This window comes from Thermogemmatispora sp., from assembly GCF_042408735.1.
Classification (GTDB): Bacteria; Chloroflexota; Ktedonobacteria; order Ktedonobacterales; family Ktedonobacteraceae; genus Thermogemmatispora.
The window spans coordinates 48,089-63,187 of the sequence record NZ_JBHOQV010000135.1 but is presented as its reverse complement, the minus strand read 5'-3'; the positions used below and the strand labels follow the sequence as shown (position 1 = coordinate 63,187).

Here is a 15,099-nt window from a genome sequence, read left to right as displayed (position 1 = left end):
CGTAGCTCCGCTTCTTTGCCGATAAGCCATATAGATATGTCAATAGTATCTATTGCTTGTGGGAGCGCCTTATATCCCCCTGTCTGAATGCCAGGGGGCTTACGGCGCAGATGCTAAGCATCGCACATCGCGCACGACCTTGTGTTGGGCTCTGGTCCGCGACGAGGGTGGGCCAGGGGCACCTTGCATGCTCCCAGGAGGGCGTTGAGCACGGGCCCAGCGTCCTCCCTTCTTTCGGGCTGGCAAACATGTATCGCGGGGGTGCTGCTGAGATGGGCAGCCGGGTACGCTGAGGGCAGCCAGGCCTCAGGCCTCACATTGCCGTTCCGGAAGCCAGCCCCCAGTCCTCTGCCAGGAGGGACGAGCGCGCCTCCTCAGGAACCAGCACCACTAGATTGCGCCAGGGATCACGCACAGCCAGGCCATCACCCCACTTCTGCAGCGGCCAGTCCGCACGAGCCAGGCGCTCTGCTAGGCGCTCGATCTCCTCAGCCGTTGGCAGCTCCACGCTGAAGAAACGCAGGCCAAGGCTATTCTCAGGTGGAGGCGGGGCACCGCGGCTCTCCCAGGTATTGAGGCCGATATGGTGATGATAGCCACCGGCGGAGACAAAGAGGGCCCCCGGCATCTGTGCGGTGACCTCGAAGCCGAGTATCTGATGATAGAAGCGCTCAGCCTCGCGCAGATCAGCAACCCGCAAATGGATATGCCCGATGACAGTGCCTGCAGCCAGCCCATCCCAGGCAGCCTCTGCCAGGCTGCGCTGCCCCTGCGCTAGCATGGCCTGAATATCAAAGGGGTCTACGGCCATCATCACCTGCCCACGCTGCCAGCGCCAGGTCTCGCGCGGGCGATCGCGATAGATCTCGATCCCATTGGCCTCGGGATCAGACAGATAGAGCGCCTCACTGACCAGATGATCCGAGTAGCCACCTGGTGGATAGCGACGCGCGACCAGGTGCGCCAGCGACCGCTCCAGGGCGGAGCGCGAAGGGACCAGAATCGCAAAGTGATAGAGACCGGTCGTATACGGCGGCTGTGGCTGCGCCTCCGGCTGCGCGACCAGCAGGAGCAGCGGCTGCAGACGGCCCTGCTCATCGGCGGCCCCCAGCACTGCCCGCCGCTGACCCTGCTCCAGCAGGCGAAAACCGAGCACCTGCTCGTAAAAGGTGCACGCTCCAGCGAGGCTGGCCACCGTTAAGGCCACCAGACCGATGTGCGTGGTGGGAGGCAGTAGCGCCTCGTCGATTGTTTCTACCTCATTCTGCATATGTGCGTCAACACGGCTGGCCGTGCCCTCCTTTTCTTGCGAGCGAACCATCTCCAGTGGCTCTCACTCTCACTTACAAAATGTAAGCATGGAAGTATACAACACTTCACCGCAAAGTGCAAGGAGCGTAGGATTGTAGAGAGCATAGGCTTTATCTTATACTTAGGAAGGATGCTATTGCTATTTTGCTGGCCACGCCCAGGTTCCACGCCGACCTGGGCCTCTCACGGTTCCCACGAGAGGAGAACACTTCGACGATGAAAACACGAACCGCCGTCATTTATGAACCAGGAACCCCCATCCGTGTCGAGGAGATCGAGCTAGACGCTCCCAAAGAGCAGGAAGTGCTCGTACGCATGGTCGCGGCCGGCGTCTGCCACTCGGACTACCACATTGTCAAAGGCGATCTGCCTGGTTACCTGCCAATGGCGCTGGGACACGAAGGGGCTGGCATCATTGAACAGGTAGGAGCCGGTGTCAGCGATCTGAAACCGGGCGACCATGTGCTCATGAGCTTCATCCCGGCCTGCGGCACCTGTCATTATTGCACCTCTGGCCACAGCAATCTCTGCGATAAAGGGGCCGCCACGCTCAACGGACCACTGCTCGACGGCACGTTCCGCATGCACGGAGAGAAAGGCGAGATCGGCCAGTTCTGCCTGATCGGCAGCTTCAGTGAATATACGGTCGTTCCCGCCATGTCCGTGGTCAAAATCGCCGATTACTACCCCCTCAATCGGGCGGTGCTGGTCAGCTGCGGCGTGCCCACGGGCGTTGGCTCAGTCATTCATCGCGCCAGAGTAGTACCTGGTAGCACGGTGATGGTCATCGGCTGCGGCGGTATCGGGATGAACATCGTGCAGGGAGCGGCCCTGGCGGGGGCACGGATGATCATTGCTGTCGACATCCACGATTTCAAGCTGGAGAAAGCCAGGGAATTCGGCGCCACACACACCATCAACGCCACCCAGGAAGATCCAGTCAACAAGGTTCTGGAGCTGACCTGGGGCGTAGGAGCCGACTACGCCTTCGAGGCCATTGCCACCCCGGAGACCATCGCCCAGGCCTTTAACGCCACAGGCAAAAACGGCACCGTCGTTGTCGCTGGCCTCTCCCCCTTCCTGGCACAGGCGCTGCCCATCTCACCGCTCAATATGGTGCTTTACCAGAAGACGTTGATGGGCACGCTCTTCGGCGATTCACAGCCACGTAACGATATCCCCAATCTGTTGAAACTCTACGAGATCGGCAAGATCAAGCTCGATGAGCTGGTAACGCGCAGCTACCGGCTCGACCAGATCAATGAGGCCTACGCTGATTTGATCGAGGGACGGAACATCCGCGGCGTCATCGAGTTCGACTGAGGATCATAGCCCAGCCGTGTCTGGCCCCCCAGCAGACAGTATGCCTGCCGTACGGGGCCGGTTCGACGGCTGCACTCAGGGGTGGGACCGCATTCAGCCTCGGACCCCACCCCATCCTGTCCGCCAGCCGCCTCACGCGCCTTCCAAGCGACCGGTCAGCTGAGCCGCTATGATCAGTCGAGGTCAGACCAGGCCACCGCGCAGACGGCGCCACAACCCTGGCTCTCAGATGCAGCGCATGGGCACTCACAGCCCCGCTAACCTCACAGACTGTTAGCTGGCTACTGGTAAAACGCCTCGCCCATCACGTACAATAACACCAGTGGAACCGTCCTCGACCCCCTGCTGCTACCGTCAGAGAAGACCACAAGCCAGGTTCAGTGAGACGAGGCAGCAAGCAAAGGAGCAAGCAAACCATGAAGCATCAAGAAGCCGTCATTGTGGCAGCGGTCCGCACACCGATCGGCATCGGCAAGCCAGACAGGGGCAAACTGACAGGCATCCGTCCCGATGAACTGGCCGCCATGACGCTGGAAGAGGTCGTACGGCGCGCCGGCATTGAAAAAGGCCTGGTAGAAGACGTTGTCATGGGCTGCGTCACCCAGATCGGCGAGCAGGGTCTCAACATCGGGCGCGTGGCTCCGCTCATCGCTGACTTCCCCGTAGAGACCTGCGGGGTCAGCGTCAACCGTATGTGCGGTTCCAGCGAACAGGCTCTCCACTTTGCTGCTCAGGCCATCATCGCCGGCACCGTGGATGTCGCCATCGCGGCAGGTGTCGAGAGCATGAGCCGGGTACCAATGGGTTCAGACAAAGCCGGGGCCGACTTCAGCGAGAAGCTGATCTCCCGCTACCCGCTGGTGCCTCAGGGCATCTCTGCTGAACTGGTCGCCGCACACTGGCACATCAGCCGTGAAGAGGCTGACGCCTTCTCACTGGAAAGCCATCGGCGCGCCGCCGCTGCCACCGCGGACGGGCGTTTCAAACAGGAGATCCTGCCCATCGAGGTCACCCTGGCCGACGGTACGCACGAACTGGTGACCAGCGATCAGGGCATCCGTCCCACCACCTCTCTGGAGCAACTCGCCTCGCTCAAGACCGTCTTCAAACCGGACGGCATCATCACAGCTGGCAACTCCAGCCAGATCAGCGATGGAGCCGCTGCCGTCCTGCTGATGTCCGATGCAAAAGCGCAGGAGCTGGGCCTCAAACCGCTGGCGCGCGTCGTCGCGATGGCGACCGCGGGCGTCGATCCGGTCATGATGCTCAGTGGCCCCATTCCCGCCACCCATAAGGTTCTCAAAAAGGCCGGCCTGCGCCTGGCCGATATCGACCTCGTCGAGATCAACGAAGCCTTCGCCTCCGTCCCCCTGGCCTGGGCGCGCGAACACGACCCCGATATGAGCCGTGTCAACGTCAACGGGGGCGCCATTGCCCTCGGTCACCCGCTGGGTGCCAGCGGTGCACGCCTGATGACCACTCTGGTGCACGAGTTGCAGCGCCGTGGCGGCCGCTACGGGCTGCAAACGATGTGTATCGGCCATGGCATGGCCACCGCCACCATTATCGAAAGGATCTAGCTATGCTCGACTTTGCGCCTACTGAAGAGCAGGAGGAGATTCGTAAGCTGGCCGCCAGCATCGCGAACGACCACCTGCGCCCACGCGCGCGCCACGCCGAGTCCGAGCAGGATCTTCCGGCAGAACTCAAACTGACCCTGGCGCAAACTGGCCTCACCACGCCCTTCCCCGAAGAGTACGGCGGCTCTGGTCCTCTGGAGGCTGTCACCTACGCCCTGATCGCCGAGGAGCTGGCCTTCGGCGATCCCGGCCTGGCGCTCAACATCATCGGCTCCTTGATGGGACCACTCAGCGTGCTGCTGGCAGGCAGCAAGCAGCAGCAGGAGGAGTATATTGCGCCCTTCTGTGCCCCCGATACGGGCTATCTCCAGCGGGGCAGCCTGGCCTTTGCCGAACTGGGCGGTGGCTACTCGCCCGAAGCGATTCATCTGCTGGCACGCCGCCAGGGAGACGGCTATCTGCTCAGCGGAAGCAAGCGCGATGTGATTCACGGAGAGCAGGCGGATCTGCGCATCGTCCTGGCACGTCTCGAGGACAGTGACCAGGGCCCGCTCTGCGCTTTCGTTCTTCCCTCTACTCCCGCCGGCCTGACCGTGCGCGCCGAGCAGCAGAAGCTGGGATTGCTGGCCGCCCCCAGCGCAACCCTGCTCTTCGAGGAGACGGCCCTGACTGGCAGCGCTCTGCTGGGTGAGCCAGGGAACCAGGGCGCACTCAGAGCCGCCCTGCTCTACAACATCCTGCGCGCCGCTATCGCCTGCGGTACAGCCCGCGCTGCACTCGAGTACTGCTCCGCCTACGCACGCGAGCGTGTTGCCTTTGGCCGCCCAATCGTCTCCTACCAGGGGATCGCCTTTATCATCGCCGAGATGGCGATGAAGCTCGATGGCGTGCGTTTGCTGACCTGGCGGGCCGCCAGCGCCTGGGACCAGGGCGAGGTAGCTGACCATCTGTTACGCGATGTAGAGTGCGCCCGCCGCCAGGCGATCAAAATCGCTCAGTCTGCCACTACGGACGCCATCCAGGTGATGGGCGGTGCCGGCTTCATGCAGGACCATCCAGCAGAGATGTGGATGCGCGCCGCCGCCGCCATGGAGTGATGCCCTATGATTGATTTCACCCTCAGCAAAGCCCAACAGGCTGCACGCGACTACGCGCATCAGGTCGCCCTGGAAGAGATGCGTCCCATCTCTCTGGAATGCGATCGCACCGAGGAGATCCCAGAATCGTTCTTCTGGAACATGCAACGGCGCTTCTGGGGCGGCGCTGCCGCTCAGGCCCGTCTCCAGGGCCAGGAGGAGGAGGTCAAGCAGGACAATCTGCTCTCAGTGATCTCACAGGAAGAAATGGCCTGGGGCGACGCCGCGCTCTCCACGGCTATCCCCGGTCCCGGGCTGGCCGCGCCGCCCATTCTGGCCCAGGGCACTCCGGAGCAGCAGGCGCGCTTTCTGGGCCTCTATATGGATGGCCAGCTCCATTGGGGCGCCCTGGCGCTGACTGAGCCGGGCATCGGCTCCGACGTGGCTGGCATGTCTACCACGGCTGTGCTCGATGGCGATGAGTGGGTCATCAATGGCCATAAGCACTATATCACTAACGGAGCCCGCGCCGACCTGATCGTCACCTTCGCAACGATTGATAAGAATCTGGGTCGCGAGGGGATTCGCCCCTTCGTGGTTCCAAAGGGAACGCCTGGCCTGATCGTGGGACGCATCGAGCAGAAGATGGGCCTGCGTGCCTCGCAGACGGCAGAGCTGATCTTTGAGAATTGTCGCATTCCTAAAGATCATCTGCTGGCCGGGCGCGGCCAGTCGAAGAAAGAGGGCTTCAAGGCGGCCATGGGCACGCTCGACGCCACCCGGCCAATGGTGGGTTCGCTGGCGGTGGGCATCGCCCGCGCCGCCTACGAAACGACCTGCGAGTGGCTGCGCGAGGAACTCCCCGCTGGCTATCCGGCTCATAAACGCCGCGCTATGGAGGAGGAACTGGAGGAGATTCGTCAGGAGATCGAGATGGCTCGCTTTCTGGTCTGGCGTGCTGCCTGGATGGCCGATCGGCGCATCCCGAACTCGAAAGAGGCCTCGATGAGCAAAGCTTATGCTGGCGCCCTGGTCATGAAGGCCACGGCCACGGCTGTGCGCATCACTGCCCCTGGCGAGAACAGCGAACGCCGCCAGTTTCTCCAGAAATGGTTCCGTGACGCCAAGGTCTTTGATATCTTTGAGGGAACGGCACAGATCCAGCGTCTCGTGATCGCCCGCCGCCTCTTCCCGCAGATCGATATCCCCTGAGCGTCACTCGTCGCCCCCTGCGCTGCTGAGGGGAGCCTCGCCGGCGTCCAGATCATTCGGTCTGCCTGGTCTGGCTCCCCTCAATTACGTGGCAAGCAGCAGCCTAGCGCCCGGTCACCTTGCCGTCGAAGAGCTGATCGCTTTCGTCCGACAGGTCCAGGGTCCCGTCATCAAGCTGCTCGTCCAGCCACTCGCCCAGACCGCGCTGCTCGCGTCTGGGAAGGCGCCGCCGCCCTTCAAGCTCTCGCTTGAACTTGAAGCGGTCTCGCTTCATATCTGCACGCTTGTCCCGCAGCTTTCCTCGCACGTTCTCACCTCCTCTCTGCACGGGATTGAGATGCGGGGGTCCAGCCTCCTCTCCAGCACGGCGGGACGCCACACGATATGCAATCAATTTCATATACTGCACAAAATGCACCTTAGAACAGGATAGAGCTATTCCCCGGTCAGAGCGGGAGCCGAGGGATCGCTAAAGACGGCGCATGGTTGGCTGATATGGCTCATACAGTCCTCGCAAAACCAGGCCTGCGATACCTTCTGTATCTTGAGGAGATGGAGCGCAACGGGAGGAAAACATGGGGTAAAAGCCAGCGCCCGGAGCAAGCAAGATCCGGGCAGCAACGCCCAGCGGCATAGAACTAACCTCTACTATGCTCTCGTGTCGGGAACCAGGTGAGTCCTGCCACGCTGCGCCTTGCGCGCAATCTCTTTTCGCCTTTGCATGAGACTCACCTCCCTCTGATAGCATGTGTACAACTGTAGTGCACGGTTCCTGGAACCGCAACGGAAATCTGAGAATGAGTGTACCCACAGCGTTTCTAAAAGTCAAGAGCCTGTTATTAAAATTTCCTGCACAATAGTAGCTATTCAAAAAAACGCCACTCCGGTTGGATTGAGGCCGCGCACGTGGGGCTGCTCACCACCAAAAAGGAGAGCGTGCCGCTCTGCAGGTGGCGCAGACACACTCTCCGGGGATCTGGCAGCGAAGCGTTCTCAGGCACGGTAATTGCCAGCATCCGTCAAGAAAATCTTGAGCAATCCTCTGGCAATCAGGGCGGCAATCGCCACCTCAATCACAATCATGACGATCCAGAGCCAGCCCAGCGGAATACCCAGACGCGAGACGGCTGAGCTGGTATTGAGCGAGGTGGTGGCGAGTAAGGTGATGAGCAGGACCAGCGGCACGACAAAGAGGGCCGCTGAGGCCACAACCACAAAAGCCGGAATCACTATACGCCACCAGCCGGAGTCGCGCAGACTCTCCGTTTTGGCCGTGCCAAAGGCGCGTCGCTCCTCATTGGCCACAGCAGGCCGCTGGGCAACGCTCTCAGACTGCGCCCCGCTGGTGATAGATGACTGGGTATGGCTCTGCGTGTTGCTCTGTGTATCGCTCATGGGAACGACCCCTCTCTCCATAAGGCTTGATGATAACTAGCTTCAGTATACCATATAGAAGCCTCACGAAGGAGCTACCAGACATCACAGCGCCTGCCTCTTGCAAATCACCTCGATGCAGGGTATGCTGGGAAGACCCCAGTCGGGTAGAGAAAGCCAGGTGTGTGAAGCCACATGAAGCCATCGACAACCGTCGAGCATACTGCGGCGCCAGTGAGCTGGTGGAGCTGGCGGCCGGGGATCAGCCCACAGCGAGCCTTGCTGATTGCCTTGCCTCTGGTGCTGCTCGCTTCCCTGCTGATAGGAATCGGGCTGATCAGTCTGCTCGCCGCTCTGCTGGATAGCCAGACAGCTCCGCTAACGATCAACGGCACCGTGGTGGGGCATAGCACCGGCTCGCTGGACCGCCTACCACGTCTGGAGATCCGCCTCCAGGCCGCCGGGTTTCCCCCACTGGTGACGCCAGTGGTGCCCGCAGAGGCTTTTGCGCAGCTACACGATGGCGAACAGGTGCAGCTGCTCTTCTCGCCACACCTGCATGCCCTCCGTGCTCTGCGGACCACAGAACACTCCTATCAGCTCTCTGAAGGCTCTGCTGGCAGCAACCTGGCCGGGTCGCTCGCGCTGCTGGGTCTAGGGCTGCTGCTCATGCCCTATCCGGCGACTCTCCTCTTCTGGGGCTGGCGCGACCTCTACAGCCCACGCTGCCAGATGTACGCTCGCGTGGTGGCTCGACGCGCCGTCGAGCGGCAACGGAGCGGGCGGGCTGGGGCGACTCCTCATAGCAGCACGGCGCCCTGGTACGGTCTGGCGCTGCTGCCCGTGGAGGGGACGATGGGCACCACCGCGCGGCCACTGACCTTCAGTGTCAGCCCGACCCTCTACCAGCGGGCGTGCGCGGCTGAGAGTGTCCTGCTGACCTACTCGCCACACCTGCACTATGTCTATACTCTGGAGCCGCTTGCATGAAACGCAGTGCCAGCGAGCACTACAGGCAACGCCTGCTTGACCTGCTCTTTCCTCCACGCTGCGCCGGCTGCGGTGCCAGCGGCCATCTCCTCTGCCCGGCCTGCCTGGCGCAAATCCGCCGCCTGCAGCAGCCACGCTGTCCGAGCTGCGCTCTGCCTTTCGATGGCCAGATCTGCCGGAGCTGCTGCCAGCCGCCTCATCCGCAGCGCGCCCTGCATGCGTTCCAGGCCGTCGCTGCCTACAGGGAGCCTCTGCGCACCTGCATCCACCAGTTCAAATACCGCGGAGCGATCCGCCTCGCTGAGCCGCTCGGACTGCTGCTGGCCGAAACCTACCGCACCTGCAACCTGCGCAGTGAGATTCTCGTGGCGGTCCCCCTGCACACAGACCGGGAGCGGCAGCGCGGCTACAATCATGCCGCACTGCTGGCGCGCGTCTGCGCACGCACGCTGGGCCTCCCGCTCTGCGAGCAGTCCCTGGAGCGCCAGCGTCCGACAACAGCACAGGCGGGCCTGCAGCCAGCAGAACGCCGACAGAACGTCGCGGGAGCCTTCCGCTGTCGCCCAGATCCGACAGATGTTTCACTGCGGGGGCGCACCGTGCTGCTCATCGACGATGTCTGTACGACCGGCGCCACGCTGGAGGCCTGCGCGCTGGCGCTCCTGGCTGGCGGCGCAGCGACGGTGGGTGCCCTGGTGCTGGCACAACCGATCTAGGAGGTGATGGCGATCACAATTGCACCGGGATTCTCGACGCCGCTTGCTCCCACAGAGAAGATTGCGTAGGTCACCCCTTTCATGGAGTGCAGATTCTGAATCGCCTCGGGAGAGCTGTCCGTATAGGAGGTTGTCTTCACCATCGCCAGTGGCTGAAACTCCTGATCGTGATCAGAGATCTGGCGGTAGACCTCATAGGCTACGGCGTGCTGACCCGCCTCCCAGGAGAGAACAATTGCCCCGCTCCCCGTCAGATGATAGCTGCCCTGGCGAGGCGCAGCCGGAATCTCGCTGGCTGTGACCCAGCGGATCTGTGTCGTGAAGTCCGCCACCACATCTGTTGTTGTGGCATTGATAAAGGCCGAGGGGTTATACAGCTGCTCATAGTTCACTCGCAAGGTGTTCTTCGAGAGCAACCCCTCAAAGGTGATTGAGACAGTTCCGGCTTCTGAATCCACGTTCTGCGTATAGCTGAGCACCGTGCCCTGGTCCCCATCCAGACTGACGTGCGCGATCGTCGGCGTGACTCCCGGGCTGTAGACGTGAACGTTGCCACTGGCATCAATCACGAAGAGCATGTGTTTCAACTCTTGCTCAATCTGTGCCTCAATGGTGCCGCTATCGATCTGTGTGGTAGCTCCGCTATCATCCACCATGACCCCTCTGGCGCTGTCAAAGTGCAGGGGGAGGGTGAGCACAAAATTTCCAGGCACGCGCAGATCTGGCGAAGGCCGCAGCGCCGGCGCGGGGGTCAGCTCTGGCGTCGCCGTCGTTGGCGCGGCTGTGGGTGTCGTGGGAGCCGTCACCATCGCTGACGAGGGACTGTTCGCAGGCGCGTCACAGGCCGTGATCAGGGTCAGCAGACAGACAACGATGATCCAGCCAGCAATCCACTGTCGAGGGGAACAGGCGCGCTCTCTGCTACGCATGGCTTCTTACTCGCTCCTGAGTGAGTAGAACAACACAGGTTACTGTACTCACGTGCAGGATCTTCCACCAGAGCATCTGCTAGACAGTTAGCAGGCAGATGGCAGCGATCTCTCTGCGGGGAGGCCCTGGCTTTTCAGGAAGCAGGTGGGAGAGGAGCCTTCCAGGAGAGGCGCGCTTTCTACCTGCTCACAGGCTGCCTAGTAGCTGCCGTTGTCCCTGGCCCGCAGACCCCCTACAATACAGGTACTGCAAGTTCTTCCATTGTTTTGTTCTTTTTTATTACCCCTGGCCGTAACCGGTCACGTAAGCGGTTGCGGCCAGGCCTCAGGACAATGGGCAGAGAGCAAAGCAGAACAGAGCAGAGCAAAGCAGAGCAGACAGGCGGGAAACTCGTCCGTCAGCAGGCAGACCGGGCGACGATCTCCTGAAAGGAGGTGACGCAAGAGCAGGCATGCTGCTCGCGGCTTTAGAGAGGAATCCACAGCCGTTTTCTGCGCACGTGCGCATGTTTGTCGAAACGCTGACTCCGCGAGCAGAAGGGCAGCAGGCAGACCTGCATACCAATCACGTTTGAGGTTCGACAACAAGGAGGTTAGTGTGATCAGCAAGAGGAACGTTCGGCTGGCATCCCTGGGAGCCATCATCCTCGCGCTGGTGATCTCAGGAGCATTCGGCATTCAGCAGCTCTCGGTCACTCGCGCCAACCAGAGTGCCTCCCAGGCCACCACCGTCTATACCCAGCGCTTTCTGACGCTTTACAATAAGATTAAGAATCCGACCAACGGGTACTTTAGTTCGCTGGGCATTCCCTACCATTCCGTAGAGACTTTGATCGTCGAAGCCCCCGACTACGGGCACGAGACGACCTCAGAGACCTTCAGTTTCTGGATCTGGCTGGAGGCCACATACGGCGAGGTCACAGGCAACTGGCAGCCCTTCATTAACGCCTGGCAAACGATGGATAAGTACATGATCCCATCGCATGCCGACCAACCGACCAACAGTGGTTATAACCCCAACAGCCCAGCGCAGTATGCGCCAGAGTCGCCCAACATCACCGATTATCCCACGCAGCTTGATTCGAGCGTGGCGGTCGGTCAGGACCCGCTCTACAATGAGCTGGTACAGACCTACGGCACATCCGACATCTACGGCATGCCCTGGCTGCTGGACACGGATAACTGGTACGGCTATGGCCATTGCGGCGATGGCACCACCAAGCCTTCGTTCATCAATTCCTACCAGCGTGGCTCCTCGGAGTCGGTCTGGAAGACCGTGGTGCATCCAGAGTGCGAAACCTTTACCTGGGGCAGCAGCAATGGCACCGGTTTTCTGAGCCTCTTCAACAAGCCGGCCCCCGGCGGTAGCTACTCGCAGCAGTGGCGCTATACCGATGCCCCCGACGCCGATGCTCGCACCGTCCAGGCGGCCTTCTGGGCCTACACCTGGGCCACTGCGCAGGGCCAGCAGAGTACGATCGCTCCCGAAATTGCCGAAGCGGCCAAGCTGGGCGACTATCTGCGCTACGGCATGTACGATAAATACTTTAAGACGATGGGGTGTCAGAGTCCGAGCTGCCCTGCCGGCACCGGCAAGAACAGCGCAACCTATCTACTCGACTGGTACTACGCCTGGGGCGGTGCCCTGCCCTCCGCAGGGAGCTGGGCCTGGCGCATTGGGGCCAGCGCCGCTCATCAGGGCTACCAGAACCCGCTGGCAGCCTGGGCTCTGAGCAGCGTCCCTGCCCTTGAGCCAAAATCTCCGACCGCACCGAGCGACTGGGCGACCAGCCTGCAGCGGCAGCTTCAGTTCTACCAGTGGTTGCAATCAGCTGAGGGCGCCATTGCCGGAGGCGCGACCAACAGCTGGAACGGCCAGTACGGCACGCCACCGGCGGGTGATCCCACCTTCTACGGTATGTCCTACGACTGGGAGCCGGTCTACCATGATCCGCCGAGCAACAACTGGTTCGGCTTCCAGGCCTGGTCGATGGAGCGCGTCGCCGAGTACTACTACGAGACTGGCAACACCACCGCCAAGTCGATCCTCGACAAGTGGGTCGCCTGGGCCAAGTCGGTGACGACGGTCAACTCGAACGGCACCTATTCGATCCCCTCGACGCTGAACTGGAGCGGGCAGCCGTCGCAGAACTGGACCTCCAGCTCGACTCCTGTGACTAATAGCAACCTCCACGTGACAGTGGTGGACAAGACCAGCGACGTCGGCGTGACGGCGGCCCTGGCGAAGACCCTGCTCTTCTACGCCGCCAAGTCCGGTGACACGGCTTCACGCACGTTGGCACAGACCCTGCTGGACGACATGTGGAACGATTACTCGGACAGCATCGGCATCTCCAACCCGGAGACTCGCACCGATTACAACCAGTTCAACGATTCTGTGTACATTCCCGCTGGCTGGACTGGCAAGAATGCTCAGGGGGCGACACTGAATTCGTCGACGACCTTCATCACAGAGCGGCCCAAGTACCTCCAGGATCCCAACTGGTCCAAGGTGCAGGCCTATCTGAACGGCGGTGCGGCCCCGACCTTCAACTACCATCGCTTCTGGGCCCAGGCCGACATCGCTATGGCGATGGCCGATGTCGATATCCTCTTCCCCTCGTCCTCTGGGACGCCGACGCCAACAGCGACCGCGACGACGCCAACAGCCACCAGCACGCCAACAGCGACGCCGAGTCCGACACCGCGGCCGACGGTGACGCCAACAGCGACGCCGAGTCCGACACCGCGACCGACGGTGACGCCAACAGCGACGCCGAGTCCGACGCCCAGCCCGACGCCGGTGAGTGGAGCGAGCTGCCGGGTGCAGTACGTGATCACGGGCCAGTGGCCTGGCGGCTTTGGTGCGACGATCAACATCACGAACACGGGGTCGACCGCGATCAACGGCTGGACGCTGAAGTTTACCTTCCCCAACGGGCAGACGGTCTCGCAGGGGTGGAATGGGAGCTTCAGCCAGCAGGGGAGCACGGTGACGGTGACGAACCTGTCGTACAACGGATCGATCCCGCCGGGGACGACGCTGAGCAATGCGCCGGGCTTCAACGGGACGTGGACGGGGACGAATTCGCCGCCGACCAGCTTCACGCTCAACGGCGTTCCCTGCAGTACCAGTTGAGCCGGGACCGCTTGAGTCTGCTCGATGCTAACACAGTGAAGGCGGCGGAGCGCTCCGCCGCCTTCACCCATTTTTAAGGTCAACAATTCAAGACAGAAAAGGAGAGGACATTCGCCTATGATGGGAGAACAACGTCCGCCCTATACTTCTTCTGTTCCACAGACACCTCCGCCTTTCCCAGATAGCAGGCCGCCCAGCGAGAGCAAGGAGGAGCGACACCGCGGACTTCCAGGCCGCGTTAAGCTCCTCACCATCTTGCTTGTGGTCCTCTGTCTGCTCGCCGGGGGCGTCTTCTTTCTCCTGCAGAGCTGGCACGGCTCCAATTCTGGCTCCAGCTCCCAGGGCGCAGCTCAAGCTCCCTCCAAGCCGTGGTGTGCCGCCCCGCAAGGACTCTCGACCGACTTCTCAGGCTTTGGCATCGCGGGCCACTCCTCTCACGATGTTTGGAGTATCGGGGCCGGCATCATGCACTGGGACGGTCAAAAGTGGAGAGTGGCCTTCCGCCCTATCTCGTCTCAGCTCGTGCTGCGCGATATCGTCGAGATCGCGCCCGACAACGTTTGGGCCGTCGGTGAGCAACTGACAAATGGTTTCGCCTCCCATCCCCTGACGGTCCACTACGACGGTAAAAACTGGAGCGTTGTGTCCGCTCCCGATGGGACCGCTGGCGGCAAGAATACCCTCGTGGCCGTCTCAGGAAGCGCCAGCGATAACGTATGGGCCGTTGGCTTCCAGGTGCCTGCGCGCGGACCGCTCACCTCGCTGATCGAGCATTGGGATGGCCAGCACTGGACTATTGTGAAGCATCCTGAGCCACTGAGTGGCCTGCAGTTCACCAGCGTCAAAGCCTTCACGAGTAACGACGTCTGGGCTGTCGGCTATGGCAGCGTGATCCGCGGAGGCAAAAGCTTGAATCAGCCTGTGATCGAGCACTGGAACGGCCAAAGTTGGAGTCCCGTAGCCAGTCCCGACCTGACCCCTTCCGGCGGTGGCACGCTCTACGCCCTCGATGGCACCAGCAGTGACAACCTGTGGGCAGTCGGCAGCGCCAGCAACCGGCTGCTTAGCGAGCACTGGGACGGCCAGAGCTGGAAGATCATCGATACGCCAGCCGTTCCACCAGATAGCAGCAACTGGCTGGCCAGCGTGGCCGTCAGCAGCTCTGGTGGCGTCTGGGTCGTCGGGCGTGTCCGCGATGGCAGCAATGCCTTCCAGCCCTTCATCGCCCATTGGGACGGCCACCAATGGCAGGTGCTACAGGATAGCGCGGACAACGCCGGCGAACTTGACCAGATCACCTCAATCGATGGTCAATACTGGATCGTGGGTATCCCACGCAGCAGCGGCGGTCATGCCTTCATCCACGTGCTCTGCCCCTAGCCTGGGCAGAGAAGGGAGACCATACTCTGGCATCCCTTGCCGCGGAGAGCTACCAAGCTCTCCTTAGCT

General features: G+C 61.7%; 12 protein-coding genes. 8 read left to right on the top strand and 4 right to left on the bottom strand.

Annotated features, from left to right (window positions below; all coding sequences use genetic code 11):
• Positions 1–313 precede the first annotated feature (313 nt).
• Complete coding sequence (locus tag ACFMO7_RS14085; protein WP_376796124.1) at positions 314–1,321, bottom strand: VOC family protein; 1,008 nt, start codon at positions 1,319–1,321, stop codon at positions 314–316.
• A 206-nt stretch (positions 1,322–1,527) separates the two neighbouring features.
• Between ACFMO7_RS14085 and ACFMO7_RS14080 the strand changes: the two genes are divergently transcribed.
• From ACFMO7_RS14080 to ACFMO7_RS14065, 4 genes are all read left to right on the top strand, one after another.
• Complete coding sequence (locus tag ACFMO7_RS14080) at positions 1,528–2,634, top strand: Zn-dependent alcohol dehydrogenase (RefSeq protein WP_376796123.1); 1,107 nt, start codon at positions 1,528–1,530, stop codon at positions 2,632–2,634.
• A gap of 416 nt (positions 2,635–3,050) precedes the next feature.
• Positions 3,051–4,214, top strand: a complete 1,164-nt coding sequence (locus tag ACFMO7_RS14075; RefSeq protein ID WP_376796122.1) for a thiolase family protein — start codon at positions 3,051–3,053, stop codon at positions 4,212–4,214.
• A gap of 2 nt (positions 4,215–4,216) precedes the next feature.
• Positions 4,217–5,311, top strand: coding sequence for an acyl-CoA dehydrogenase family protein (locus ACFMO7_RS14070; protein ID WP_376796121.1), 1,095 nt, complete (start codon positions 4,217–4,219; stop codon positions 5,309–5,311).
• 6 nt (positions 5,312–5,317) lie between these two features.
• Positions 5,318–6,502: an acyl-CoA dehydrogenase family protein gene (locus tag ACFMO7_RS14065; RefSeq protein ID WP_376796120.1), complete on the top strand. Its 1,185-nt coding sequence runs from the start codon at positions 5,318–5,320 to the stop codon at positions 6,500–6,502.
• A gap of 103 nt (positions 6,503–6,605) precedes the next feature.
• Here ACFMO7_RS14065 and ACFMO7_RS14060 read toward each other — a convergent pair whose 3' ends face one another.
• Both ACFMO7_RS14060 and ACFMO7_RS14055 read right to left on the bottom strand, forming a co-directional pair.
• Positions 6,606–6,809 carry a hypothetical protein gene (locus ACFMO7_RS14060; protein WP_376796119.1) on the bottom strand — a complete coding sequence of 68 codons (204 nt, stop codon included), beginning with the start codon at positions 6,807–6,809 and terminating at the stop codon, positions 6,606–6,608.
• Between the two features lie 686 nt (positions 6,810–7,495).
• Complete coding sequence (locus ACFMO7_RS14055; protein WP_376796118.1) at positions 7,496–7,897, bottom strand: hypothetical protein; 402 nt, start codon at positions 7,895–7,897, stop codon at positions 7,496–7,498.
• A 174-nt stretch (positions 7,898–8,071) separates the two neighbouring features.
• Here ACFMO7_RS14055 and ACFMO7_RS14050 point away from each other — a divergent pair, with 174 nt between their 5' ends.
• Together ACFMO7_RS14050 and ACFMO7_RS14045 are read left to right on the top strand one after the other, a co-directional pair.
• Positions 8,072–8,866: a hypothetical protein gene (locus ACFMO7_RS14050; RefSeq protein WP_376796117.1), complete on the top strand. Its 795-nt coding sequence runs from the start codon at positions 8,072–8,074 to the stop codon at positions 8,864–8,866.
• On the top strand, positions 8,863–9,582 hold the full coding sequence (locus ACFMO7_RS14045) for a ComF family protein (protein WP_376796116.1): 720 nt from the start codon (positions 8,863–8,865) through the stop codon (positions 9,580–9,582). The genes ACFMO7_RS14050 and ACFMO7_RS14045 overlap by 4 nt, the downstream gene beginning before the upstream one ends.
• Here the strand turns inward: ACFMO7_RS14045 and ACFMO7_RS14040 are convergent.
• On the bottom strand, positions 9,579–10,511 hold the full coding sequence (locus tag ACFMO7_RS14040) for a hypothetical protein (RefSeq protein ID WP_376796115.1): 933 nt from the start codon (positions 10,509–10,511) through the stop codon (positions 9,579–9,581). The two genes, ACFMO7_RS14045 and ACFMO7_RS14040, sit on opposite strands and share 4 nt — an antisense overlap.
• A 598-nt stretch (positions 10,512–11,109) precedes the next feature.
• On the opposite strand from ACFMO7_RS14040, the gene ACFMO7_RS14035 reads away from it, so the two are divergent.
• Both ACFMO7_RS14035 and ACFMO7_RS14030 read left to right on the top strand, forming a co-directional pair.
• Positions 11,110–13,650, top strand: coding sequence for a glycoside hydrolase family 48 protein (locus ACFMO7_RS14035; RefSeq protein ID WP_376796114.1), 2,541 nt, complete (start codon positions 11,110–11,112; stop codon positions 13,648–13,650).
• 117 nt (positions 13,651–13,767) lie between these two features.
• The gene (locus tag ACFMO7_RS14030) at positions 13,768–15,030 is read left to right on the top strand and encodes a hypothetical protein (protein ID WP_376796113.1); all 1,263 of its coding nucleotides are present in this window, start codon (positions 13,768–13,770) and stop codon (positions 15,028–15,030) included.
• Positions 15,031–15,099: the final 69 nt, after the last annotated feature.